At 68.4% G+C, this 20,459-nt stretch carries 17 protein-coding genes and 2 rRNA genes; 6 read left to right on the top strand and 13 right to left on the bottom strand.

Annotated features, from left to right (window positions below; genetic code table 11):
• Positions 1 to 3 precede the first annotated feature (3 nt).
• Positions 4 to 891 (bottom strand): ParA family protein, encoded by an 888-nt coding sequence (locus EV141_RS07030; RefSeq protein ID WP_130485236.1) that lies wholly within the window; start codon positions 889 to 891, stop codon positions 4 to 6.
• 99 nt (positions 892 to 990) lie between these two features.
• Here EV141_RS07030 and EV141_RS07025 point away from each other — a divergent pair, with 99 nt between their 5' ends.
• From EV141_RS07025 to EV141_RS07005, 5 genes are all read left to right on the top strand, one after another.
• Entirely contained in the window at positions 991 to 1,722 is a 732-nt protein-coding gene (locus EV141_RS07025) for a hypothetical protein (protein WP_130485235.1), read from the top strand.
• Positions 1,722 to 2,630, top strand: a complete 909-nt coding sequence (locus tag EV141_RS07020; protein ID WP_130485234.1) for a hypothetical protein — start codon at positions 1,722 to 1,724, stop codon at positions 2,628 to 2,630. Before EV141_RS07025 ends, EV141_RS07020 begins: the two co-directional genes overlap by 1 nt.
• Positions 2,627 to 3,763: a hypothetical protein gene (locus EV141_RS07015; RefSeq protein ID WP_130485233.1), complete on the top strand. Its 1,137-nt coding sequence runs from the start codon at positions 2,627 to 2,629 to the stop codon at positions 3,761 to 3,763. The genes EV141_RS07020 and EV141_RS07015 overlap by 4 nt, the downstream gene beginning before the upstream one ends.
• Positions 3,760 to 4,875 carry a hypothetical protein gene (locus tag EV141_RS07010; RefSeq protein ID WP_130485232.1) on the top strand — a complete coding sequence of 372 codons (1,116 nt, stop codon included), beginning with the start codon at positions 3,760 to 3,762 and terminating at the stop codon, positions 4,873 to 4,875. The genes EV141_RS07015 and EV141_RS07010 overlap by 4 nt, the downstream gene beginning before the upstream one ends.
• Before the next feature lie 72 nt (positions 4,876 to 4,947).
• Entirely contained in the window at positions 4,948 to 6,096 is a 1,149-nt protein-coding gene (locus tag EV141_RS07005; RefSeq protein ID WP_130485231.1) for a hypothetical protein, read from the top strand.
• A gap of 3 nt (positions 6,097 to 6,099) precedes the next feature.
• On the opposite strand, the gene EV141_RS07000 is transcribed toward EV141_RS07005, so the two are convergent.
• Genes EV141_RS07000 through EV141_RS06990 form a run of 3 tightly spaced genes read right to left on the bottom strand, consistent with a single transcriptional unit; the run spans position 6,100 to position 9,390 of the window.
• On the bottom strand, positions 6,100 to 7,062 hold the full coding sequence (locus EV141_RS07000; RefSeq protein WP_130485230.1) for a site-specific tyrosine recombinase XerD: 963 nt from the start codon (positions 7,060 to 7,062) through the stop codon (positions 6,100 to 6,102).
• Between the two features lie 2 nt (positions 7,063 to 7,064).
• Positions 7,065 to 7,688 carry an NUDIX domain-containing protein gene (locus tag EV141_RS06995; protein ID WP_241969146.1) on the bottom strand — a complete coding sequence of 208 codons (624 nt, stop codon included), beginning with the start codon at positions 7,686 to 7,688 and terminating at the stop codon, positions 7,065 to 7,067.
• 4 nt (positions 7,689 to 7,692) lie between these two features.
• Positions 7,693 to 9,390: a CTP synthase gene (locus EV141_RS06990; protein ID WP_130485229.1), complete on the bottom strand. Its 1,698-nt coding sequence runs from the start codon at positions 9,388 to 9,390 to the stop codon at positions 7,693 to 7,695.
• Between the two features lie 86 nt (positions 9,391 to 9,476).
• On the opposite strand from EV141_RS06990, the gene EV141_RS06985 reads away from it, so the two are divergent.
• On the top strand, positions 9,477 to 10,448 hold the full coding sequence (locus tag EV141_RS06985; protein ID WP_130485228.1) for a hypothetical protein: 972 nt from the start codon (positions 9,477 to 9,479) through the stop codon (positions 10,446 to 10,448).
• Between the two features lie 37 nt (positions 10,449 to 10,485).
• On the opposite strand, the gene recN is transcribed toward EV141_RS06985, so the two are convergent.
• The 9 genes from recN to EV141_RS06945 form a co-directional block, all read right to left on the bottom strand.
• Positions 10,486 to 12,186, bottom strand: coding sequence for a DNA repair protein RecN (recN, locus tag EV141_RS06980; RefSeq protein WP_130485227.1), 1,701 nt, complete (start codon positions 12,184 to 12,186; stop codon positions 10,486 to 10,488).
• Positions 12,183 to 13,223 (bottom strand): NAD kinase, encoded by a 1,041-nt coding sequence (locus EV141_RS06975; protein ID WP_241969145.1) that lies wholly within the window; start codon positions 13,221 to 13,223, stop codon positions 12,183 to 12,185. Before EV141_RS06975 ends, recN begins: the two co-directional genes overlap by 4 nt.
• An 8-nt stretch (positions 13,224 to 13,231) precedes the next feature.
• Entirely contained in the window at positions 13,232 to 14,146 is a 915-nt protein-coding gene (locus EV141_RS06970; RefSeq protein WP_241969144.1) for a TlyA family RNA methyltransferase, read from the bottom strand.
• On the bottom strand, positions 14,143 to 14,340 hold the full coding sequence (locus EV141_RS06965; protein ID WP_130485225.1) for a hypothetical protein: 198 nt from the start codon (positions 14,338 to 14,340) through the stop codon (positions 14,143 to 14,145). Before EV141_RS06965 ends, EV141_RS06970 begins: the two co-directional genes overlap by 4 nt.
• 2 nt (positions 14,341 to 14,342) lie before the next feature.
• Entirely contained in the window at positions 14,343 to 15,359 is a 1,017-nt protein-coding gene (locus EV141_RS06960; RefSeq protein ID WP_375880248.1) for an HAD-IIA family hydrolase, read from the bottom strand.
• On the bottom strand, positions 15,343 to 16,116 hold the full coding sequence (locus EV141_RS06955) for a tetratricopeptide repeat protein (RefSeq protein WP_198675515.1): 774 nt from the start codon (positions 16,114 to 16,116) through the stop codon (positions 15,343 to 15,345). The genes EV141_RS06960 and EV141_RS06955 overlap by 17 nt, the downstream gene beginning before the upstream one ends.
• Entirely contained in the window at positions 16,113 to 16,613 is a 501-nt protein-coding gene (locus EV141_RS12350) for a hypothetical protein (RefSeq protein WP_185740133.1), read from the bottom strand. The genes EV141_RS06955 and EV141_RS12350 overlap by 4 nt, the downstream gene beginning before the upstream one ends.
• Positions 16,614 to 16,719: 106 nt before the next feature.
• Positions 16,720 to 16,836, bottom strand: a 5S ribosomal RNA gene (rrf, locus tag EV141_RS06950).
• A gap of 141 nt (positions 16,837 to 16,977) precedes the next feature.
• A 23S ribosomal RNA gene (locus EV141_RS06945) occupies positions 16,978 to 20,096 on the bottom strand.
• Positions 20,097 to 20,459 lie beyond the last annotated feature (363 nt).

Raw genomic sequence — 20,459 nt, 5'->3', positions numbered from 1 at the left:
GCGTCAGGCGGCGTGGCCACGGGCGATCAGCTCCCGTGCCAGCTGGCGGTAGGCGCCGGCGGCCGGGTGGTCGGGCGCGAACGTCGTGATGGGCGTGCCGGCGACGGTCGCGTCGGGAAACTTCACGGTGCGGCCAATCACGGTCTCGAGCACCGAGTCGCCGAACGCGTCGACGACGCGCTGCAGCACCTCGCGCGAGTGCAGCGTGCGCGAGTCGTACATGGTGGCGAGAATCGCGTCGAGCTCGAGCGCCGGGTTCAGGCGGTCTTTGACCTTCTCGATCGTCTCAACCAGCAGGGCGACGCCGCGCAGGGCAAAGTACTCGCACTCGAGCGGGATCAGCACGCCGTGCGCCGCCGTGAGCGCGTTCACGGTGAGCAGGCCGAGGCTCGGCTGGCAGTCGACCAAGATCACGTCGTACTCGTCGAGTACGGGCCGCAGCACGCGGGCGAGAATTTGCTCGCGGGCGACCTCGTTCACGAGGTGCACCTCGGCGGCCGACAGGTCAATGTTGGCGGGCACGACGTCGAGACCGGGCGTCGACGTCGACTGGATCGTCTGGCGAATGTCTTTCTCGCGGCCGATCAAGAGGTCGTAGATCGTCGGCACGTCGTGGCTCGCGACGCCGAGGCCCGCCGACAGGGCGCCCTGCGGGTCGAAGTCGATCGCGAGAACCCGGCGGCCGTACTCGGCGAGCGCCGCTCCCAGGCTGATGGTGGTGGTCGTCTTGCCGACGCCGCCCTTCTGGTTGCACAGCGCGATGATGCGCGCGGGGCCGTGGCTGCTCAGCGGTGCCGGCTCGGGGAAGGTGCGCAGGGGTCGGCCCGTCGGGCCGGGCAGCATGTCGGGCATTCCGGGGAGTTCTGATGCCTCGTGCTGGTCGCCGCTCATGGCAGTGAAGTCTAGTGTTCACGCGGGTTTCCTCCGGGCACGACGGGCCGCGTGAGTTGAGTCTCCCGGTCGGTCCACCCCCGTGATTGACTGACCCTCATGGAACCGGATCGCGACGACGCGCTGGCGGCGCTCGACGACGCGACCCTCCGCGGCATCGCCTACGGGCGCGCCGAGACTGCGGGCGGTGTCAGCCGTGAGGCCGCCGCGCGTGAACTCGCGCTGCGGTATCCCCCGGCACCCCCGCCCGTAGCCCCCGGGTCAGGTGCCGACCGCGCCGAGCCGAGCGAGTTCGACGACGCTGATGATGATCCCGGCCCGTGGTGGACCCGTACTCGTCGCATCGCGGCGGCCGCCGGGCTTGCGAGCATCGGGGTGGGAACCCTCCTCGGCGTCGCCATTGACCGCGTGAGCGACACGCTCGCCGCCGACTCCCTCACCATCTTTGACCGGGCGCCGACGGACGACGAGGCGGCGGCATCCACCATATTTCCCGGCATCGAGGGGGATGCGCGCTCGGAGGTTCGCGAGATCGCGACCGTTGACGACGTGGTCGTGTACGCCGAGATTCTTCCCGTTGACAGCGAGATCGTGCGCAGCGACGTCGGCGAGCGCGTGTGCCTCACGGCGAGATCTGCCGACGAGCAGTTCTTCACTCCGCAGTGCGTCCCGATCGCCGTCTTCGAGTCACAGGGAATCGCGGGCGTGTTGTACGAGTCACCGTTCGGTGGGCTGAACAGCGGGTCTGGCGACGTTCGCACCATCGCGGTCGAGTGGGGGCCCCGCGGTGAGGCGACGGCGACCCTCGTGTCGACTGGGGCGACGAACTGATGGCGAAGGGCGCTGTGATCGCGGCGATTGCTGCGGGCCTCGTCATCGGCGTCGGCCTGGGGCTGTCGAGCGAGAGGCTTGCCGGGTTCGCGCCCACCCCCGCCCTGTCGGTCTTCACTGGCGAGCCCCGCGCGGCCGACCAGTGGGTCCAATCTCTCTACCCCGCCGACGACATCCTTGACACACGCCTCGTCGCCACCGTGGGCGATACCGACGTCTACGCCGTGCGCAGCACCATCGACCTGTCCATTGGGGTTCAGTCGGCCGGGCCCATGGTGTGCATCGTGGCCGAGGCTCCGGGCCTGCGCTACACACCCGACATCTGCACGCCTGAGTCGGTTTTTCGGCAGCAGGGGCTTCGGGGCGTGTTGGCAGGCAGCGCCGACAACCCCGACGCGTTTCTCGTCGCTGTCGCCCCGACCAACCGTCTGCTCACCGTCGTGTGGCATCCGTCGGGAGACATCGAGGTGAGCGACGTCACCGACGAGATCGTGATTGCCCCCGACGATCTCTACACCGACGCGGAGCGAGACGCCGGGCTCGACATCCCTCTCATCAGCGGACTCCGCGGCTCTCTCATCGACCCCGAGGTGGAGGCGTTTCTCGCCGAGTACCTGTCCGAACCTGAACTTGGGCCGGTGCGCATGAGCGAGAGCAGCGGCGCCGGCAACGTCACGGCCAGCTACCTCAGCGTGCACCCGGGTACGCAGCCCGGCCAGCCCCGCGACGTGTGTCTCACCGGCCGTGTCAACAGCGATCTCTTCCCGCCCGCCTGCACGACCATGGCGGCGTTCCGCGATGACGGCCTCGACGTCGAGGTGCCGAGCCGCGAGGGCGGAGTCATCGTCCTGACCGCGATGCCCATGGGAGGCGTCGGCGTCGACACCACCAGGAGCCGCCCCGAATGACCGACGACCCCACTCTCGACACCCTCGACGACGCGACCCTCCGCGGCATCGCGTACGGGCGCGCCGATTCCGAAAGCGAACGGATGCGCGCCCAGCGCGCCGCGCGCATCCTCGCCGACCGCGGCGACCACGCCCGCGGGGCCGAGGCCCTGCTGCCCGCAGCCGCACCCGCCGACGAGCCCGCGGCGAGCGCCGACACGGTCGAGCTCGACGACGACGACCCCACAGGCTGGTGGACACGCTCTCGGCGCATCGGCGCAGCACTGCTCGTCGGCGGCCTCGTCGTCGGGGCGGGCGCCGCGATCGCCTACGAGCGACTCATTCCCACACTCGCCGACGACTCACTAGCCGTGTTCGAGCGCGAAGAATCCGAGGCCGACGCACCGCCGATCGATCAGTTCGGGTCGGGACTGCCGGGCGAGTCGCGCCTCATCGGCACGGTCGGCGACGTCGACATTTACGGCGTGCGCACCGAGTCGGGCGTTCTTTTCGGCTCATCGGCCTTGGGCCCCCAGATCTGTCTCAGCGGGTGGGCAGAGAACGTGCAGTTCATTCCGACGACGTGCACGCCCGAGACGGTGTTCCGCGAGAACGGACTCTCGGGCTCGGTGATCGGGTACGACGTGACCTCCGTCTCGGCGAGCGGCATTCCCGACTTCACGCGGGTGATCGCCGTCGAGTGGGGTCCGCGGGGCCCGGCGACCGTGACCGACATGTCGGCCGAGATCGCGGCGGCCGCCGGAGACGCCTTCAGCGAGGCGCAGCGCGCGGCGGGCGACGACCTGCGGCTCGCCGAGACGCTCGCCGAGCTCGAGGTGGCACCCGAGGCAGTGGCCCTGCTCGTTGACGTGGTGCCCCCGCCGTCGCTCGGGCCGGCGCAGATCGGCGAGTTGACCACGAGCGAGCTCGGCACCGCGCGCGTCTTCGCTAGCATTCACGGGGGCAGCGCCGAGAACCCGCTGGTCTGCGTCGGCGTTCTGGCGCTCGACGAGTTTTCCGACAACTGCGTGCCCGTTGAGGTCTTCCGCCGCGACGGCATCACCCTCGGCATTCCGACGGCTAGCGGTACGTCCTTCTTCAGCCTCGACGCAGACTCCGATGGCACCGTCACAATCATGGAGGAGTCTCGATGATCGATGCCGATCTCGATCGGCTCGACGATGTCGCCCTGCGCGGCATCGCGTACGGGCGCGCCGATTCGGAAATCGAACGGATGCGCGCCCAGCGCGCCGCGCGCATCCTCGCCGATCGCGCGTCGGCGGCGTCCGCCGCGGCAGGCCGTCCCCGGGCGACGATCGACGCGCCATCGCAGCAGCCCCGCCCCGACCAGGCGGGTGCGAACACTGACGAGGACTCCGACGACCCGCCCCGCTGGTGGCGCTCGCCCTGGCGGGTCGGCGTCGCCGCGCTCACGCTGGGGGCCCTCATCGGAGGCGCACTCGGGTACGGCGTGCCCGCCCTGATCGAGAACACGGCACCCGACTCTCTGGCCGTGTTCGACCGGCCGGCGACTCCCATGGACGACGGGCAGCTCGAGCAGTTCTACGGCCAGCGCATCGGCGAAACGCGCCTGCTGCAGACGATCGGTGACATACGCCTCTTCGCCGTGCGCTCGACCTCCGAGTTCATCTTCGGCTCGGGCAACGGGCCACAGATCTGCGTCTTCGCCACCTCCGATCGGGGCGCGTTTCTGCCGTCGAACTGCGTCGCCGAGACGCTGTTTCGCGAGCGAGGCCTCTCGGGCACCCTGATTTCGTTCCGCACCGGGTCGTTCGCCGACAGCACCTCCGACGCCGACCGCTTCATCGACTTCACGTGGGGCCCTCGCGGCGGCATCAACGCCCGCGATGTCACGCGCGAGCTGCGCGAGGCCGACGCGCTCTCCCCCGACGACCTCGCCGCCGGTGAGGGCCTCGCGATCACCGAGCAGATCCGCACCCTCGCGGTCGACTCCACCGTCGCCACCCAGCTCGAGGGCATCGTGCCGCCCGCCTCGCACGGGCCCAGCCGCGTGTCGTCTGCCAGCTCGGGAAACCTGCGTTTCCAGGCGTTCGCGAGCATCCACCCCGACCGGGCCGGCGACTCGGAGGCGCAGGTGTGTCTGACCGTCATGAACGACGACACCCCCCTCGGTTCGTCGTGCGCCCCCGTGAGCGGTTACGAACGCGAGGGGCTCGAGGTGCGAGCGGCGTCAACGATCGTCACCCTGTCGCCGTCGGGGCAGACGCTCTTCCAATTCGGCTGATCCGCCCCGCGACGCGAATTCTCCGAAACCCGCATTCGGCGTGTTTGCGGCCACCGGTGGTCTACTGGCGCCGTGAGTGACACCGGCGAGCTCGAGGCACTCGACGACGCTGCCCTCGCGCGGCTCGCCTACGGGCGCGCCGATTCAGAAAACGATCGGATGCGCGCCGAGCGCGCCGCGCGCATCCTCACCGCCCGCAAACAGGCCGCCGCCCCCACCTTCGTCAGCGCACCGGCGCCGAGCCCCGAGCCAGACCCTGCGATGCCCGACGCCGCGACGTCCGAAGCCGCCGACCACGAGCTGCCGGTCGCGCGCGACCGCGCCCCGCGCTGGGTGCTCGTGACCGCCGCCGTGGCCGCAGCGGCCCTCGTCGGGGGTGCCCTCGTCGGGCAGCTCGCCCCCGCGACTCCCGCCGCCTTCGGGGTCTTCGCCTCGACGGACGCCACCCACACCGACTTTCATGCCGCCGCCTACGCGGATCAGCTTGCGTCGGCGGGCGAGCAACTGTTGTCGGAGGCGCGCATCATCGCCCAGGAAGAACTGCCCGACGGTGGCCGCGTCGACCTCGTCGCCTATCGCTCGGGCCGCGAGGGCGACCCCGCCGAGCGCCGCAGCGCCTGCGTCGCCGTCTTCGGCACCCTCGGCGACGAGGGCGCGGCGCCGCGGCGCTGGGAGCGAACCTGCACCTCCGAACCCGACTTCCTGGCGGCGGGCATCGAGGCGACCCTGAGCCTGACGGGCGTCGAGGTGCGGTACGCCTGGCCCGCCGACCCGGCTGTGACGCCGAGTATCGAGTACGCGCCCACGGGCCCGACATCGGTCGCCGAGTCTCTCGACCTTGCCGGCGACGCCCTCGGCACACTGCGCCCGCAAAACGAAGCGGAGCCGCCGCCGCTCGTCGCGTCGATCATGACCGCCGTTCGACCCGAGAACCGCGGAGCGGTCTTGCTCGGCCCCACCGAACTCGCGCGGGAGGGCGACGAGGCGATCCTCATCGGCTACCTCGCCCCCGGCTCGCTGCCCGGCGCGGAGCTCACCGTGTGCGCGGCCGCCGTGCGGCTCGGCGTCGCGTGGGGTGAGATCGACGAGCGCTGCGTGCCCGTCAGCGACTTCGCCGAGTCGGGCCTTGGCACCGAGCAGAGCCCCAACGCGGGCGTCGGCGTCTTCTCCTACCGCTGGGAGCCCACCGGCGACACGAGCCTCACCGTGCTGCGGCCGTGAGCCCTACCGCGCCCGCGGGTGCGCGAGCGCCCACGCCTCGCGCATGGCGTCGGCGGTGACGAGCGTGTAGATCTGCGTGGTCGCGACCGAGGCATGGCCGAGCAGCTCCTGCACGACGCGCACGTCGGCGCCGCCCTCGAGCAGGTGCGTGGCGAACGAGTGGCGCAGCGTGTGCGGCGACAGCTCGACGTCGAGCTGGGCCCGCTCGGCGGCGCCCCGAATCACGAGCCACGCGCTCTGCCTGCTGAGCGCCTGACCGCGAGCGCCCAAGAACAGGGCCGGGGTCGATGCGCCGCGCGGGGCGAGCAGGGGCCGCGAGCGCACCAGGTACGCGTCGAGTGCCTCGCGGGCGAAGCGGCCGATCGGCACGAGGCGCTGCTTGCGCCCCTTGCCAAACAGCCGCACCATCTCGGCAGCTCCCCCGTCATCGCCCGTGACATCGTCGACCGACAGCCCCACGGCCTCTGAGACGCGCGCGCCCGTCGCGTAGAGCAGCTCCAGCAGGGCGCGATCGCGCAGCATGATCGGGTCGTCTCCGGCGCACGCGTCGAGCAGCCGCTCGACCTCGTTTACCGTGATCGCTTTCGGCAGGCGCCGCGGCTGCTTGGGCGGCTTCTGCTCGGCGGCCACGTTGCGGGCCGCGAGCCCCTCTTCGACGAGAAAGCTGTGCCAGCCGCGCACGCTCGACAGCATGCGGGCGGCGCTCGACGCGGCAACTGGCGCGACACCCGCGGCGGCGGCCACCTCGGGGTCGCGCACGGCCGACACGAAGGCGGCGACGTCGGCCTCGGCGATCGCCGACGGCTCGGTCACCCCGCGCGACGCGAGGTGCGCAAGGTAGCGGTCGAGGTCGCGGCGGTAGGCCGACACGGTGTGCGGCGACCGCCCGCGCTCGAGGGCGACGTGGCGGATGTATCGGTCGACCGCGCGCGCGAGCGCGGGAGGCACCTCGAGCGCCTCCGCCATCGCTAGTCCCGCGCCTGCGGCGTGACGCCCGACGGCGTACCCGTGCGGGTGCGACGCGCGTACTCGGCGAGCACGGCGGCCATGAAGATGCCGTTGCGGGCGCGCCCGGCGAGCACCGCATCCACCGCGTCGTTGACGGCGACCCAGCGCGTGACGATGTCGGCCTCCTCGCCGTCGCGGGCGAACACCTCAGGTGCGGCTGCAAGACCGGTCGCCCGGTAGACGTAAATGATCTCGTCCGAGCCGCCGGGGGTCGTGTGCAGCTGAATCAGCGGCTCCCAGTGCGCGGCCGTGAGGTCGGCCTCCTCGGCGAGCTCGCGCTTCGCCGCCTCGAGCGGATCCTCCCCCGGCACGTCGAGCAACCCCGCGGGCAGCTCCCAATTGCGCTCGCGAATGGGGTGACGGTACTGACGGATGGCGAGCATCCGGTCGTTGTCGTCGATCGCGAGCACCGCGACCGCGCCCGTGTGCGCGACGAATTCGCGCACCAGCTCGCCGTCGCCGAAGGCGAAGCGCTCGCGGCGGATATCCCAGACGGCCCCGTCGAAAACGGTGTCGCTCGAGGCGATCGCCGGCTCGAACGGCTCGTCGGCGAGCGGCGCACCGACCGTCGACAGCTCGCCCACGCGGCTACTCGCCCTCGGACTGCTCGTCGTCGAACAGGCGGCTGGCCTTCTGACGGTCGATGGCCGCGGCGACGAGGCCCGCAAACAGCGGGTGGGCGCGGTTCGGGCGCGAGCGCAGCTCGGGGTGCGCCTGCGTGGCGATGTAGAACGGGTGCTGCTCGCGCGGCAGCTCGACGAACTCCACGAGCGTGCCGTCGGGGCTCGTGCCCGAGAACGACAGGCCGGCCTCAGCGATGCGCTCGCGGTAGGCGTTATTCACTTCGTAGCGGTGGCGGTGCCGCTCGCTGATCGACGACTCGCCGTACAGCTCGCGGGCAAGCGACCCCTCGGCGAGCGCCGCCTCGTAGAGGCCGAGACGCATGGTGCCGCCGAGGTCGCCGCCGTCGATGTGGGCGACCTGCTCGGCCATCGTGGCGATGACCGGAAACTCGGTCTCGGGGTCGAATTCGGTCGAGGATGCTCCGGGCAACTCGGCAAGGTTACGCGCGTACTCGATGACCATGCACTGCATGCCGAGGCACAGGCCCAGGGTGGGGATCATGTTCTCGCGGGCGAAACGCAGCGCGCCGAGCTTGCCCTCGATGCCGCGCACACCGAAGCCCCCGGGCACGCAGATCGCGTCGACGTCGCTCAGGTGCCTGGCCGCGCCCTCGGGGGTCTCGCACTCGTCAGAGGCGATCCAGCGAATCACGGCCTTCGACTGGTGCGCGAAGGCGCCGGCCCGCAGCGCCTCGGTGACGCTCAGGTACGCGTCGGGCAGGTCGATGTACTTGCCGACGAGGCCGATCGTCACCTCGCGCTTCGGCTCGTGCACGGCGGTCAGCAGGTCGGCCCAGCCGTCCCACGCGACGTCGTTCGCCTCGAGGCCGAGCTGGTCGATGATGTACGCGTCGAGGCCCTGGCTGTGCAGCATCGACGGGATGTCGTAGATCGACGGCACGTCGACCGCGTTCACGACGGCCTGCTCGTCGACGTCGCACATCAGCGCGATCTTGCGGCGGTTGGCGCTCGTGACCGGGCGGTCGCTGCGCAGCACCAGCGCATCCGGCTGGATACCGATCGAGCGCAGGGCCGCAACCGAGTGCTGCGTCGGCTTCGTCTTCTGCTCGCCCGAGGCACCCATGAACGGCACGAGCGAGACGTGCACGAAGAACACGTTCTTGCGGCCGAGCTCGTGGCGCACCTGGCGGGCCGACTCGATGAACGGCTGCGACTCGATGTCACCAACCGTGCCACCGATCTCGGTGATGATCACGTCGGGCTGCGGGTCGTCTTCGGCCTGCAGGCGCATGCGGCGCTTGATCTCGTCCGTGATGTGCGGAATCACCTGCACGGTGTCGCCGAGGTACTCGCCGCGGCGCTCCTTCGCGATGACCTGGCTGTAGATCTGGCCGGTCGTGACGTTGGCAGCCTGGTTCAGGTTGATGTCGAGGAAGCGCTCGTAGTGGCCGATGTCGAGGTCGGTCTCGGCCCCGTCGTCGGTGACGAACACCTCGCCGTGCTGGAACGGGTTCATCGTGCCCGGGTCGACGTTCAGGTAGGGGTCGAGCTTCTGCATGACGACGCGAAGGCCCCGCGCGGTGAGCAGGTTGCCGAGGCTTGCCGCCGTCAGGCCCTTGCCGAGAGAGGAGACGACTCCTCCGGTGACGAAGATGTGCTTGGTGACGCGGTCACCGTTCCCGGAGTCTGAAGTGTCTGCCACGGGGTTCTATCGTATCCGACCCGTGACCCCGTGCGCCTCGACGCGCGGAACCGATCGGCGTACCGTGGTCGGCCAGGGGGTTTTCGATGATTCGTCGACGCAGCGCGAAAGAGAAAACGCGAGAAACGGCATCCCGGATGCTCGCCCCGCGCCGCGCGCGCCGCGTCGCGGCGACGCTCGCGGGAACGGTCGCGTTCGCGCTCCTCGCCTCCGCCTGCGCCTCGACTGCGGGGCCCGTCAACCCGGGTGTGCCGATCAGCCAGGCCCTCGAGCAGGGTCTCGACTGGCCCGTCAGTGCGCCGGTGCCCGAGCGCGAACTCGAGGGCCCCGTCGAACCCATCGCCTGGTGGAACCTCGGTGAGACCCGCGAAACCCTGACGTTCATCAGCTACGGCTCGTCGGCGTGCCCGTTCGGCTTCATCGGGCTCGAGGTCGAGGCCGCCGATCGCGTGCGCGTGGTCTTCACCCAGCAAGCCGGCGATGCGTGCACCGACGATCTGCGGGCCTCCCATCACGTGCTTGCCGCCCCCGAGGGGCTCACGGCCGCCGAGGTGGTGGCCGACGTCGAGTGGCGCGAGCCGCGGGCCGACGGTGACGACCGCGTGCAGCAGTTCACCATCATGGTCATTGACCCGAACGTCGAGCCCACCTTCCCGCCGCCCTCGGCCGCGGTCGACGAGTATCCGGGCCTGCCGCCGCTGCTGCCCGAGCCCGCGCCCGACGCGCCGCCGGCCGAGACGCCGCTCGCCTACTGGCTGAGCCCCGTGCTCGAACTGGCGAGCGAGCGCGAACTGACGATCGTGACCTACGGTAGCTCGAGTTGCCCCGTGATCCCGACGGTCGTTGACCCGGGAGCCGGCGAGGGCGTCATCGGCGTGACCCTCCAAGAGCGTCGCGCGCCCGACACGTTCTGCACCGAAGACTTTGCTCCGTTCACGAGCGTGCTCGCCGTGCCGCTCGAGGCAGCAGCGCGCGCCACCACCGTGGAGTTCACGACCGTGCGCACGGGCTCCGACGCCGTGACCGTGTCCGTGCCGATCGTCGACCTGGTGGGGTAGCGGGCGCAGCGGCGCGAGTCGGGCGACGCCGACGCCGCTACGCCTTCGCGAGCGCCCGCGCCTCGGTGAGCAGCTCGCGGGCGTGCTCGAGCCCGGTGTCGCTGTCGGCGAGGCCCGAGAGCAGGCGCGCCATCTCGGCGACCCGCGCCTCACCCTCGAGCTGTGTGACGCTCGACGCCGTGACGGTGCCGTCACGCCCCTTCACAACCGTCAAATGGTTGGTCGCGAACGCGGCGACCTGCGCGAGATGCGTGACGACGATCACCTGGGCGCTCTGGGCGAGCTTCGCGAGGCGCCGCCCGATCTCGATCGCGCTCGCGCCGCCGACGCCAGCGTCGACCTCGTCGAACACAAAGGTTGGCACGGGGTCGGTCTCGGCGATCACAACCTCGAGCGCGAGCATGACGCGCGAGAGCTCACCGCCTGAGGCGCCCTTGCCGAGAGGCCGCGGCTCGGCGCCCGCGTGCGGCTGCAGCAGCAGCGAGACCTGGTCGCGGCCGGATGCTGTCAGCTCGTCGCGCGCGTCAATCGCGACCGTGAGACGCGCATCCGGCATGGCGAGGGCCGCAAACTCGGCGGTGACCGCGTTGGCGAGCCGCGCGGCGGCGGCCTGGCGCAGGGCGGTGACGCGGTCGGCGAGGGCCTCGACCGTTCGGGCGCCCCGCTCGACCTCCTCGGTGAGGCTGACGATGCGGTCGTCGTCTTGGTCGAGCTCCAGCAGGCGCGCAGACCCCGTGTCGAGCAGCTCGACGACGTCGTCGAGGCTCGGGCCGAAGCGGCGAGCGAGGTCGGTGAGGGCGGCGCGACGCTCGTTGACGGCCTCGAGCTCGCGCCCGCCGTCGGTTTCGAGCGAGGCGAGGTAGCCCGAGAGTTCGGTGGCGGCCTCGGTCACGGCGTACCCGGCGGTGGCCAGTTGCTCAACGATGGGGCCGAGCTGCACGTCGTGCGCGCTCACGCGCTCGACCGAGCGACGGGCCGCGTCGATCAGGCCGATCGCGTCGCGGGCCTCGTCGAGCGACTCGCTCGACAGCAGTTCGTGGGCCTGGGCGGCGGCAAGCCGCAGGTCTTCGAGGTTGCCGAGCCGCTCGGCGCGGTCGGCGAGTTCGGCGTCTTCGCCGCGCTGCGGGGCGAGCTGCTCGATCTCGGCGATCGCCGCGCGCAGCTCGTCGGCCTCGCGGGCGCGGTCGTCGCGGGCGCTGGTCAGCCGATCGAGCTCGGCGCGCGCATTGTTCCAGGCGGTGAAGGCGGATCGGTACTCGGCGAGCGCCGACGCAAGTTCAGGCCCTGCGTAGCGGTCGAGCGCCTCGCGCTGGGCGGTGGATGACTTGAGTCGCACCTGGTCGCTCTGCCCGTGCACGACGACGAGCTGCTCACCGAGCTCGCCGAGCACCCCGACCGGAGCCGAGCGCCCGCCGACGACGGCGCGCGAGCGCCCCTCGGCCGACACGGTGCGCGCAAGAATCAGCTCGTCCTCGTCCAGCTCGCCGCCGGCGTCGCGCGCGCGTTCGGCGGCGGAGCCCGTGGGGTCGACAATCCAGCGCCCTTCGACGAGCGCGCGGTCGGCGCCGGAGCGCACGACACCCGCGTCGCCGCGCGCGCCGAGCAGCAGCCCCAGCGCCGTGACAACCATGGTCTTCCCCGCGCCTGTCTCGCCCGTCAGCGCGGTGAAGCCCGGGCCGAGCGGCAGCCGCGCCTCGCCGATGACGCCGAGATCGCGAATCGAAATCTCGTCGATCACCGCGCGTCGCCCTCCGCCGCCTCCGCGCCGAACGCGACATCCGCATCCGCCGCGCCGCCCGCACCCCGATCGGATGCTCGCGGCAGCGTGACCGCGCCGGTCGGGGTCGCGTCGACCTCGGCCCCGCCCCGCCAGCCGTTGACGGGCAGGGCGAACTTCTGCACGAGGCGATCGGTGAAGGGCCCCGGGTGCAGGCGCGCGAGGCGCACCGGCGTCGACGAGCGCCGCGCGACCACGCGGGCGCCCGCCGGCAGGTCGAATGCGCGGCGCCCGTCGCACCAGAGCACGCCGGTCGCGCCGGTGCGGTCGAGCACGTCGACCGACAGCGACGAGTTGGGCCCCACGACGAGCGGCCGGGCAAACAGGGCGTGCGCGCTCAGCGGCACCATGAGCAGCGCGTCGAGGCTCGGCCAAACGACCGGCCCGCCGGCGCTAAACGCGTAGGCGGTCGACCCGGTCGGGGTGGCCATGACGACGCCGTCGGCGCCAAAGCTCGTGAGGGGTCGGCCGTCGACCGCAACCGCGAGGTCGAGCATGCGCTCGCGGCTGGCCTTTTCGACCGTGGCCTCGTTGAGCGCCCAGGTCTGCCAGATGACCTCGCCGTCGACCTTCACCCGCACCGAGAGCGTCATGCGCTCTTCGACGAGGTAGTCGCGGTCGAGCGCACGGGCCACCGCGTCGGCGAGGTCGTCGCGCTCGCTCTCGGCGAGGAACCCCACGTGCCCGAGGTTCACGCCGAGTAGCGGAGCCGAACCGCCGCGCACCAGTTCGGCCGCGCGCAGAATTGTGCCGTCGCCGCCGAGCACGATGACGAGCTCGACATCACCGACGGCAACGTCATGCTTGTTGCCGGTATCGGAGTCGTCGAGCACCCGCAGGGCGGCGCCCCCGGTGGCCGCGCGCAGGTCGTCGACGCTGTCGGTCGCAACGACCGGGGTGAGCCCAGCGTCGGCGAGTAGGCGGCACACGGTGACGCCCGCCTCGAGCGACTCGTCGCGGCCCGTGTGGGCGACGACGAGGATGTGGCGTTCTGTCACGGGGCTCCTTAGGCGGGTGGCTGATCGGCGGCCCCGGGGGCCCCGGTCACGTGTGCGCGAGCGAGCTCCGCTGCGCGCGACCTCCATTGTGACGGATCGACCCCGTGCGCACGTCGGAAGACGGCCAGGTACTCGTGATTGCCGTATGTTCCCACCAGCGGGGAGGAGATCAGGGCCGAGGCGGCAAGCCCCTCGTCAGCGGCCGCCCAGAGCACGCCCATGATCGCGTCTTCGCGGGCCGCGGGGTCGCGCACGATGCCCTCGCGAATACCCTGGCGGCCCACCTCGAACTGCGGCTTGATCAGCAGCACGTAGTCGGCGTCAACTCCGGCGGTCGCGACGAGCGCCGGCAGTACGAGGCCCAGCGAGATAAAGCTGAGGTCGCCGACCACGATGCGCGGAGCCTCCGCGACCCCGCTCACCCGTGTCAGCAGCTCGGGGCTCAGCTCGCGCGCGTTGACCCCCTCGACGACCGCGACGCGCGCGTCGAGCGCGATGCGCGCATCCAATTGCCCGTGTCCGACGTCGAGTGCGATGACGGTCGACGCGCCGCGTTCGAGCAGCACCTCGGTGAATCCGCCGGTCGATGCCCCCACGTCGAGGGCGATCGCGCCATCAATCGGCAGCGGGCGCCCCGCGGCGGCTTCGGCGTCGAGCGCCGCGATCAGCTTGTGGGCGGCGCGGCTGACATACGGGCTCTCGCCCTCCACGCCCACAACATCGGATGCGCGCACCGCGTACGCGGGCTTCGTCACGACGCGCCCGCCCACGCTGACGCGCCCGGCCTGAATCGCCTCGCGCGCGGCGCTCCGCGAGCGCGACAGTCCCGCGTCGACGAGTGCCACGTCGAGGCGCCCAGTCACCCCGGAGCCGCCGCCGCGAGCCGCGCCACCCTGCCCCGCGCCACCGTCCGTCGTCGTCACGCCTCGAGCTGCTGCCGCAGGGCGTCGTGCAGGTGGGCGAAGGCCGCCGCGCGGTCGCCGAGCGGCTGATCCTCGATCACGGCGAGCTGTGACAGCAGGCCCTCGTCGGGCGTGTCGGCGTCACTCTCGGCTGCCGTGTCGCCGAACTCGTTCGGCACCTCGTCGACGCCGTCGCGCCCGCCCGCCTCACTCATGGTCACGAATATAGCTGCGGGTCGACGTCGAGACCCCAGATTTGCAGCCCCGATGCCCACACGATGGCGGCTCCGGCGCGCAGCAGGTCGACGGGGTCGTCGCCCGCCCGGGCCACGCGCACCAAGTGCTGCTTCATGCGCACAACGGCCTTGCCGCACGTCACGGTGCGCACGCCATCGGCGTCGACCTCCTCGGCCACGTCGGGGTACGGCGTGAACAGCTCGCGCAGGTCGCGCAAAATGTACGCCGGCCGCTGCTCAGGAGTCGCCGCGAGAACCTGCTTCGCCTGATCGATGCCAGTCAACACGAGTGCGCTCGTGAGCCCGGCCCGGTTGGCGCCGGCAATGTCGGTGTCGAGGCGATCGCCGATCGCGAGCGGGTTCGTCGAGCCGAAGCGCTCAAGCGCCTCGTCGTAGATGGGCTTTTCGGGCTTGCCCGCGAACACGGGCAGGCGCCCCACGGCGAGGTGCACCGCAGACACGAGCGTGCCATTACCCGGAGCAATGCCGCGCTTCTGCGGGATCGTCCAGTCGGTGTTGGTCGCCACCCAGTGCACGTGCTCGTGCTGCAGCGCGAAGCTCGCCTCGGCGAGGTGCTCCCACCCCACGTGCGGCGCGAAGCCCTGCACCACCGCGTCGGGCTGGTCCTCGGCCGAGCGGGTGATGCGGTAGCCGGCCTTCTCGAGTTCGGCCGTGATGCCCTCGCCCCCGACCACCATGACGAGCGCGCCCGGCTCGACGAGGGTGGCGAGAACGCGCAGCGCGGCTTGGGGGCTCGTCACCACGTCGTCCGCCGCGACCGACAGCCCGAACGACGAGAGGTGCTCGGCGACGGAGGCGTCGGTGCGCGAGGCGTTGTTCGTCAGGTAGGCGACGCGCGTCGAACGCGCCGCCTTCTGGATGCTCGTCACGGCGTGATCAACCGGGTCCGGTCCGCGATACACCACCCCGTCGAGATCGAGCAGCAGAGCGTCACGCCCGTCAAGCGGCGTCGGAGTCTTCTTAGCGAACATCGTCACCCTCCGCGGGGGTCGATGCCTCGCCCTCGGAAACGTCACCATCAGCGGTGCTGTCGTCGGCCGTATGCGCAGCGCTCGCGGCGCCCTCATCGTCGACGAACTCGAGCTCCTCCTCAATGACCTCGATCTCGTCGCTCGAGCCACCGTTTTCGGCCTCGGCAATCGCCTCGGCGGCGACATCGGCGCGGCGGCCCCACTCGGCCGCCTCATCGTCGCGGCCCAGCTCAGCGAGCACGACGGCGTACGAATCGAACAGCGCCGGGCTGAAGCGGTACGCGGTCGACGGGTCCAGCTGCGGAATCTCGAGCTCGCGCAGCGCAGCCTCAGTCTGACCGAGGTCGAGTCGCGCGCCCGACAGTGCGATCGCCAGCTCCACGCGGGTGCCCACGCTCAGGGTCGCGCGGTCGACGCTGCGGCCCAGCTCGAGCGCCTTCTCGGGGCGCCCGAGCCCGCGCTCGCAGTCAACCATGAGCGGCAGCTGCTCGTTCGAGCCACTGATTCGTCGGTGGGTGCGCAGTTCACGCAGCGCCAGGGCAAAGTCGCCGGTCAGGTACGCAGTGATGCCGAGCGTCTCGCGCGCCACCGCAATGCGGCCGGCGCGACGGGCCGCGGCCTGCGCGTGCTTGTGCGCCAGCTCGGGGTCGTCATCGATCAGGCGCGCAGCCATCACGAGGTGCTGCGACACCCGCTCGGCGTTCTCTTTACTGAGGGCCTTCAGTTCGGCGCGAGCGACGCGGTCGAGCTCCTTGCCGGTCACATCCTCCGGAATGCGCGGGTCGTCGTGGCGGGGAACATCGTCACCGTCTGTCCGGCGCGGACGAATCCCCCCGGTCGGCCGATCGGATGCGCGTCCCGCGCCCGCACGCGGAGCGTGCTCGCGGCGCCCGTCACCCTCTCGACGCGGCCCGCCCGCCCCGTCACGACGGGGCCGGCTCTCCCCGTCCCGCTGGGGCCGAGCATCGCCATCGCGACGCGGGCGACTGTCGCCGTCGCGACGCGGGCGACTGTCACCGTCGCGGCGCGGGCGGGAATCGCCCTCACGACGCGGATGCGAGTCCCCGTCACGACGCGGACGAGCATCGCCATCACGACGCGGGCGGGATTCGCCATCACGTCGCGGTCGAGCGTCGCCGTCGCGGGACGGCCGACCCGGTCCACCGCCACGCGGGCGAGCGTCAGCGTCGCGCGAGGGCAGCGATTCACGCGCGGGGCGTCCTCGATCGTCAGCGTTCCGGCGCGGGTGACGATCGTCATCCCGGCGCGGGCGGTCGTGCTTCTCTGACATGGTTCTCCTCGCGCTGCACATAAGTGCGTTAACGCGAAATGGCCACCCATCACTGGGTGGCCATTTCACAAAGAAGTCCGGCGGTGTCCTACTCTCCCACGAGGTCCCCCTCGCAGTACCATCGGCGCAGAAGGTCTTAGCTTCCGGGTTCGGAATGTAACCGGGCGTTTCCCCTTCGCTATGGCCGCCGAAACACTATTGATTTATCAATCGTTTACGGACAGACATGCCAAGCACTGCTCTCACAGTGTGCTGTCTGTGCGTAGTTCTCGACCGTAAATCGAGAACCACAAAGTGGACGCGAGCGCATACTCAACCCTCCCGAGGGAAGGTGTTGTCAAGTTATCGGCTTATTAGTACAGGTCAGCTGCAAGGGTCTTTAGTCCCCTCTTCCACATCCTGCCTATCAACCCAGTCGTCTGGCTGGGAGCCTCTCGTCCCGAAGGACTTGGAAGACTCATCTTGAGGCCGGCTTCCCGCTTAGATGCTTTCAGCGGTTATCCATCCCGAACGTAGCTAATCAGCGGTGCTCCTGGCGGAACAACTGACACACCAGAGGTTCGTCCAACCCGGTCCTCTCGTACTAGGGTCAGATCCTCTCAATCTTCCTGCGCGCGCAGAGGATAGGGACCGAACTGTCTCACGACGTTCTAAACCCAGCTCGCGTACCGCTTTAATGGGCGAACAGCCCAACCCTTGGGACCTACTCCAGCCCCAGGATGCGACGAGCCGACATCGAGGTGCCAAACCATGCCGTCGATATGGACTCTTGGGCAAGATCAGCCTGTTATCCCCGAGGTACCTTTTATCCGTTGAGCGACAGCGCTTCCACAAGCCACTGCCGGATCACTAGTCCCGACTTTCGTCCCTGCTCGACCTGTCAGTCTCGCAGTCAAGCTCCCTTGTGCACTTACACTCGACACCTGATTGCCAACCAGGTTGAGGGAACCTTTGGGCGCCTCCGTTACTTTTTGGGAGGCAACCGCCCCAGTTAAACTACCCATCAGGCACTGTCCCTGAACCGGATTACGGTTCTAAGTTAGACATCCAGAGTGACCAGAGTGGTATTTCAACAACGACTCCACAGACACTAGCGTGCCCGCTTCACAGTCTCCCACCTATCCTACACAAGCCACACCGAACACCAATACCAAACTGTAGTAAAGGTCACGGGGTCTTTCCGTCCTTCTGCGCGTAACGAGCATCTTTACTCGTAGTGCAATTTCGCCGAGTTCGCGGTTGAGACAGCTGGGAAGTCGTTACGCCATTCGTGCAGGTCGGAACTTACCCGACAAGGAATTTCGCTACCTTAGGATGGTTATAGTTACCACCGCCGTTTACTGGGGCTTAAATTCAGAGCTTCGCTTGCGCTAACCCCTCCTCTTAACCTTCCAGCACCGGGCAGGCGTCAGTCCGTATACATCGTCTTGCGACTTGGCACGGACCTGTGTTTTTAGTAAACAGTCGCTTCCCACTGGTCTCTGCGGCCTTCAACGCTCCAGGAGTAAATCCCTTCACGAATCCGGCCCCCCTTCTCCCGAAGTTACGGGGGCATTTTGCCGAGTTCCTTAACCACGATTCTCTCGATCTCCTTGGTATTCTCTACCTGACCACCTGAGTCGGTTTGGGGTACGGGCGGCTAGAACCTCGCGTCGATGCTTTTCTCGGCAGCATAGGATCACTGATTTCTCCCGTGAGGGATACGCATCGGATCTCAGGCTATGTGAGAGACGGATTTGCCTATCTCTCGCCCTACGTCCTTACACCGGGACAACCATCGCCCGGCTCAGCTACCTTCCTGCGTCACACCTGTTAATACGCTAGCCGCACCAGCATGGGGTCGAGTGCTAGCCCTCAGCTCGCCACACCCGAAGGTGTATTGAAAAGAGGATTCGGACTCTTAGCACTACTGGATTAGCTTGGGCGGTTCTTCGCCGGTACGGGAATATCAACCCGTTGTCCATCGACTACGCCTGTCGGCCTCGCCTTAGGTCCCGACTTACCCAGGGCGGATTAGCCTGGCCCTGGAACCCTTGGTCTTTCGGAGGACGGGTTTCTCACCCGTCTTTCGCTACTCATGCCTGCATTCTCACTCGTGTGGCCTCCACGGCTGGTTTACACCGCCGCTTCACTGGCCACACGACGCTCTCCTACCGATCCGTACGGCTGGACCACGAAGGCCTACCAAATATACGAATCCTACGACTTCGGTGCTGTGCTTGAGCCCCGTTACATTGTCGGCGCGGAATCACTTGACCAGTGAGCTATTACGCACTCTTTCAAGGGTGGCTGCTTCTAAGCCAACCTCCTGGTTGTCTATGCAACTCCACATCCTTTCCCACTTAGCACAGGCTTAGGGACCTTAGTCGGTAGTCTGGGTTGTTTCCCTCTCGACGATGAAGCTTATCCCCCACCGTCTCACTGCTGCGCTCTCACTTACCGGCATTCGGAGTTTGGCTGACGTCAGTAACCTTTTGGGGCCCATCGGCCATCCAGTAGCTCTACCTCCGGCAAGAAACACGCAACGCTGCACCTAAATGCATTTCGGAGAGAACCAGCTATCACGAAGTTTGATTGGCCTTTCACCCCTATCCACAGCTCATCCCCTCAGTTTTCAACCTAAGTGGGTTCGGTCCTCCACGACGTCTTACCGTCGCTTCAACCTGGCCATGGATAGATCACTTCGCTTCGGGTCTAGGACATGCGACTGAATCGCCCTATTCAGACTCGCTTTCGCTACGGCTACCCCTCACGGGTTAACCTCGCCACATATCGCTAACTCGCAGGCTCATTCTTCAAAAGGCACGCTGTCAGGGCTACTAGGGCCCCTCCAACGGTTTGTAAGCAAATGGTTTCAGGTACTATTTCACTCCCCTCCCGGGGTACTTTTCACCTTTCCCTCACGGTACTTGTCCGCTATCGGTCATCTGGGAGTATTTAGGCTTATCAGGTGGTCCTGACAGATTCACACGGGATTTCTCGGGCCCCGTGCTACTTGGGATACTCTCCGGGCCATTACGACATTTCGACTACGGGGCTGGCACCCTCTGTGGCTGGCCTTTCAATGCCATTCGTCTATATCGCGCTGTAACCCTTGCTGTTCGGCAGAACAACAGGAAAGTCCCGCAACCCCGACCATGCAACGCCTGCCGGCTATCACACATGATCGGTTTAGCCTCTTCCGGTTTCGCTCGCCACTACTAACGGAATCACTTTTGTTTTCTCTTCCTGTGGGTACTGAGATGTTTCACTTCCCCACGTTCCCTCTACCCGCCCTATATATTCAGGCGGGAGTCACTAGGTCGCACAAGTACGCCCAGCGGGGTTTCCCCATTCGGACATCCTCGGATCAGGGCTCGCTTATCAGCTCCCCGAGGCTTATCGCAGATTGCTACGTCCTTCTTCGGCTCCAGATGCCAAGGCATCCACCATTTGCTCTTAGAAACTTGACTACATGAGTATGAATCGATCGACAGCATCTCCCCCGAAGGTTCGACGCTGCAGATTGACCAATGATCTAAATAAATCTAGATCGTAGATCTGATACCCGAAGGCATCAGTTCTAAGATGCTCGCGTCCACTGTGTAGTTCTCAACATACGGTCGGCACTCCCTGCAGTCAGCCAACATGGCGACTGCCCAGAAGTCCGAGGTTCCTAGCTCGGGTTTCCCCGCGCCCGGTCCCTCAGGACCCAACAGCGTGCACGTCGCCAGCATCCGACGGCTTGATTTCCTGTCCCGAGGGACGTACTGACAAGCCGGCTTCCGCCGACGACCTAAATCAATGTTCCACCCTTGAGCAAACCGGCTGAGAAC

This window comes from Microcella putealis, assembly GCF_004216575.1.
Taxonomy (GTDB): Bacteria; Actinomycetota; Actinomycetes; order Actinomycetales; family Microbacteriaceae; genus Microcella; species Microcella putealis.
This window is presented reverse-complemented; position numbering and strand designations above follow the sequence as displayed.

Bases quoted from the DNA above. Each gene is read 5' to 3' on its own strand.
- EV141_RS07020 (WP_130485234.1), top strand. From the start codon at position 1,722: ATGGCGAAGGGCGCTGTGATCGCGGCGATTGCTGCGGGCCTCGTCATC.
- EV141_RS07000 (WP_130485230.1), bottom strand. From the start codon at position 7,062: ATGGCGGAGGCGCTCGAGGTGCCTCCCGCGCTCGCGCGCGCGGTCGAC.
- EV141_RS12350 (WP_185740133.1), bottom strand. From the start codon at position 16,613: ATGACGATCGTCACCCGCGCCGGAACGCTGACGATCGAGGACGCCCCG.
- EV141_RS07015 (WP_130485233.1), top strand. From the start codon at position 2,627: ATGACCGACGACCCCACTCTCGACACCCTCGACGACGCGACCCTCCGC.
- EV141_RS07025 (WP_130485235.1), top strand. From the start codon at position 991: ATGGAACCGGATCGCGACGACGCGCTGGCGGCGCTCGACGACGCGACC.
- EV141_RS06965 (WP_130485225.1), bottom strand. From the start codon at position 14,340: ATGAGTGAGGCGGGCGGGCGCGACGGCGTCGACGAGGTGCCGAACGAG.
- EV141_RS07010 (WP_130485232.1), top strand. From the start codon at position 3,760: ATGATCGATGCCGATCTCGATCGGCTCGACGATGTCGCCCTGCGCGGC.
- EV141_RS06985 (WP_130485228.1), top strand. From the start codon at position 9,477: ATGATTCGTCGACGCAGCGCGAAAGAGAAAACGCGAGAAACGGCATCC.
- EV141_RS07030 (WP_130485236.1), bottom strand. From the start codon at position 891: ATGAGCGGCGACCAGCACGAGGCATCAGAACTCCCCGGAATGCCCGAC.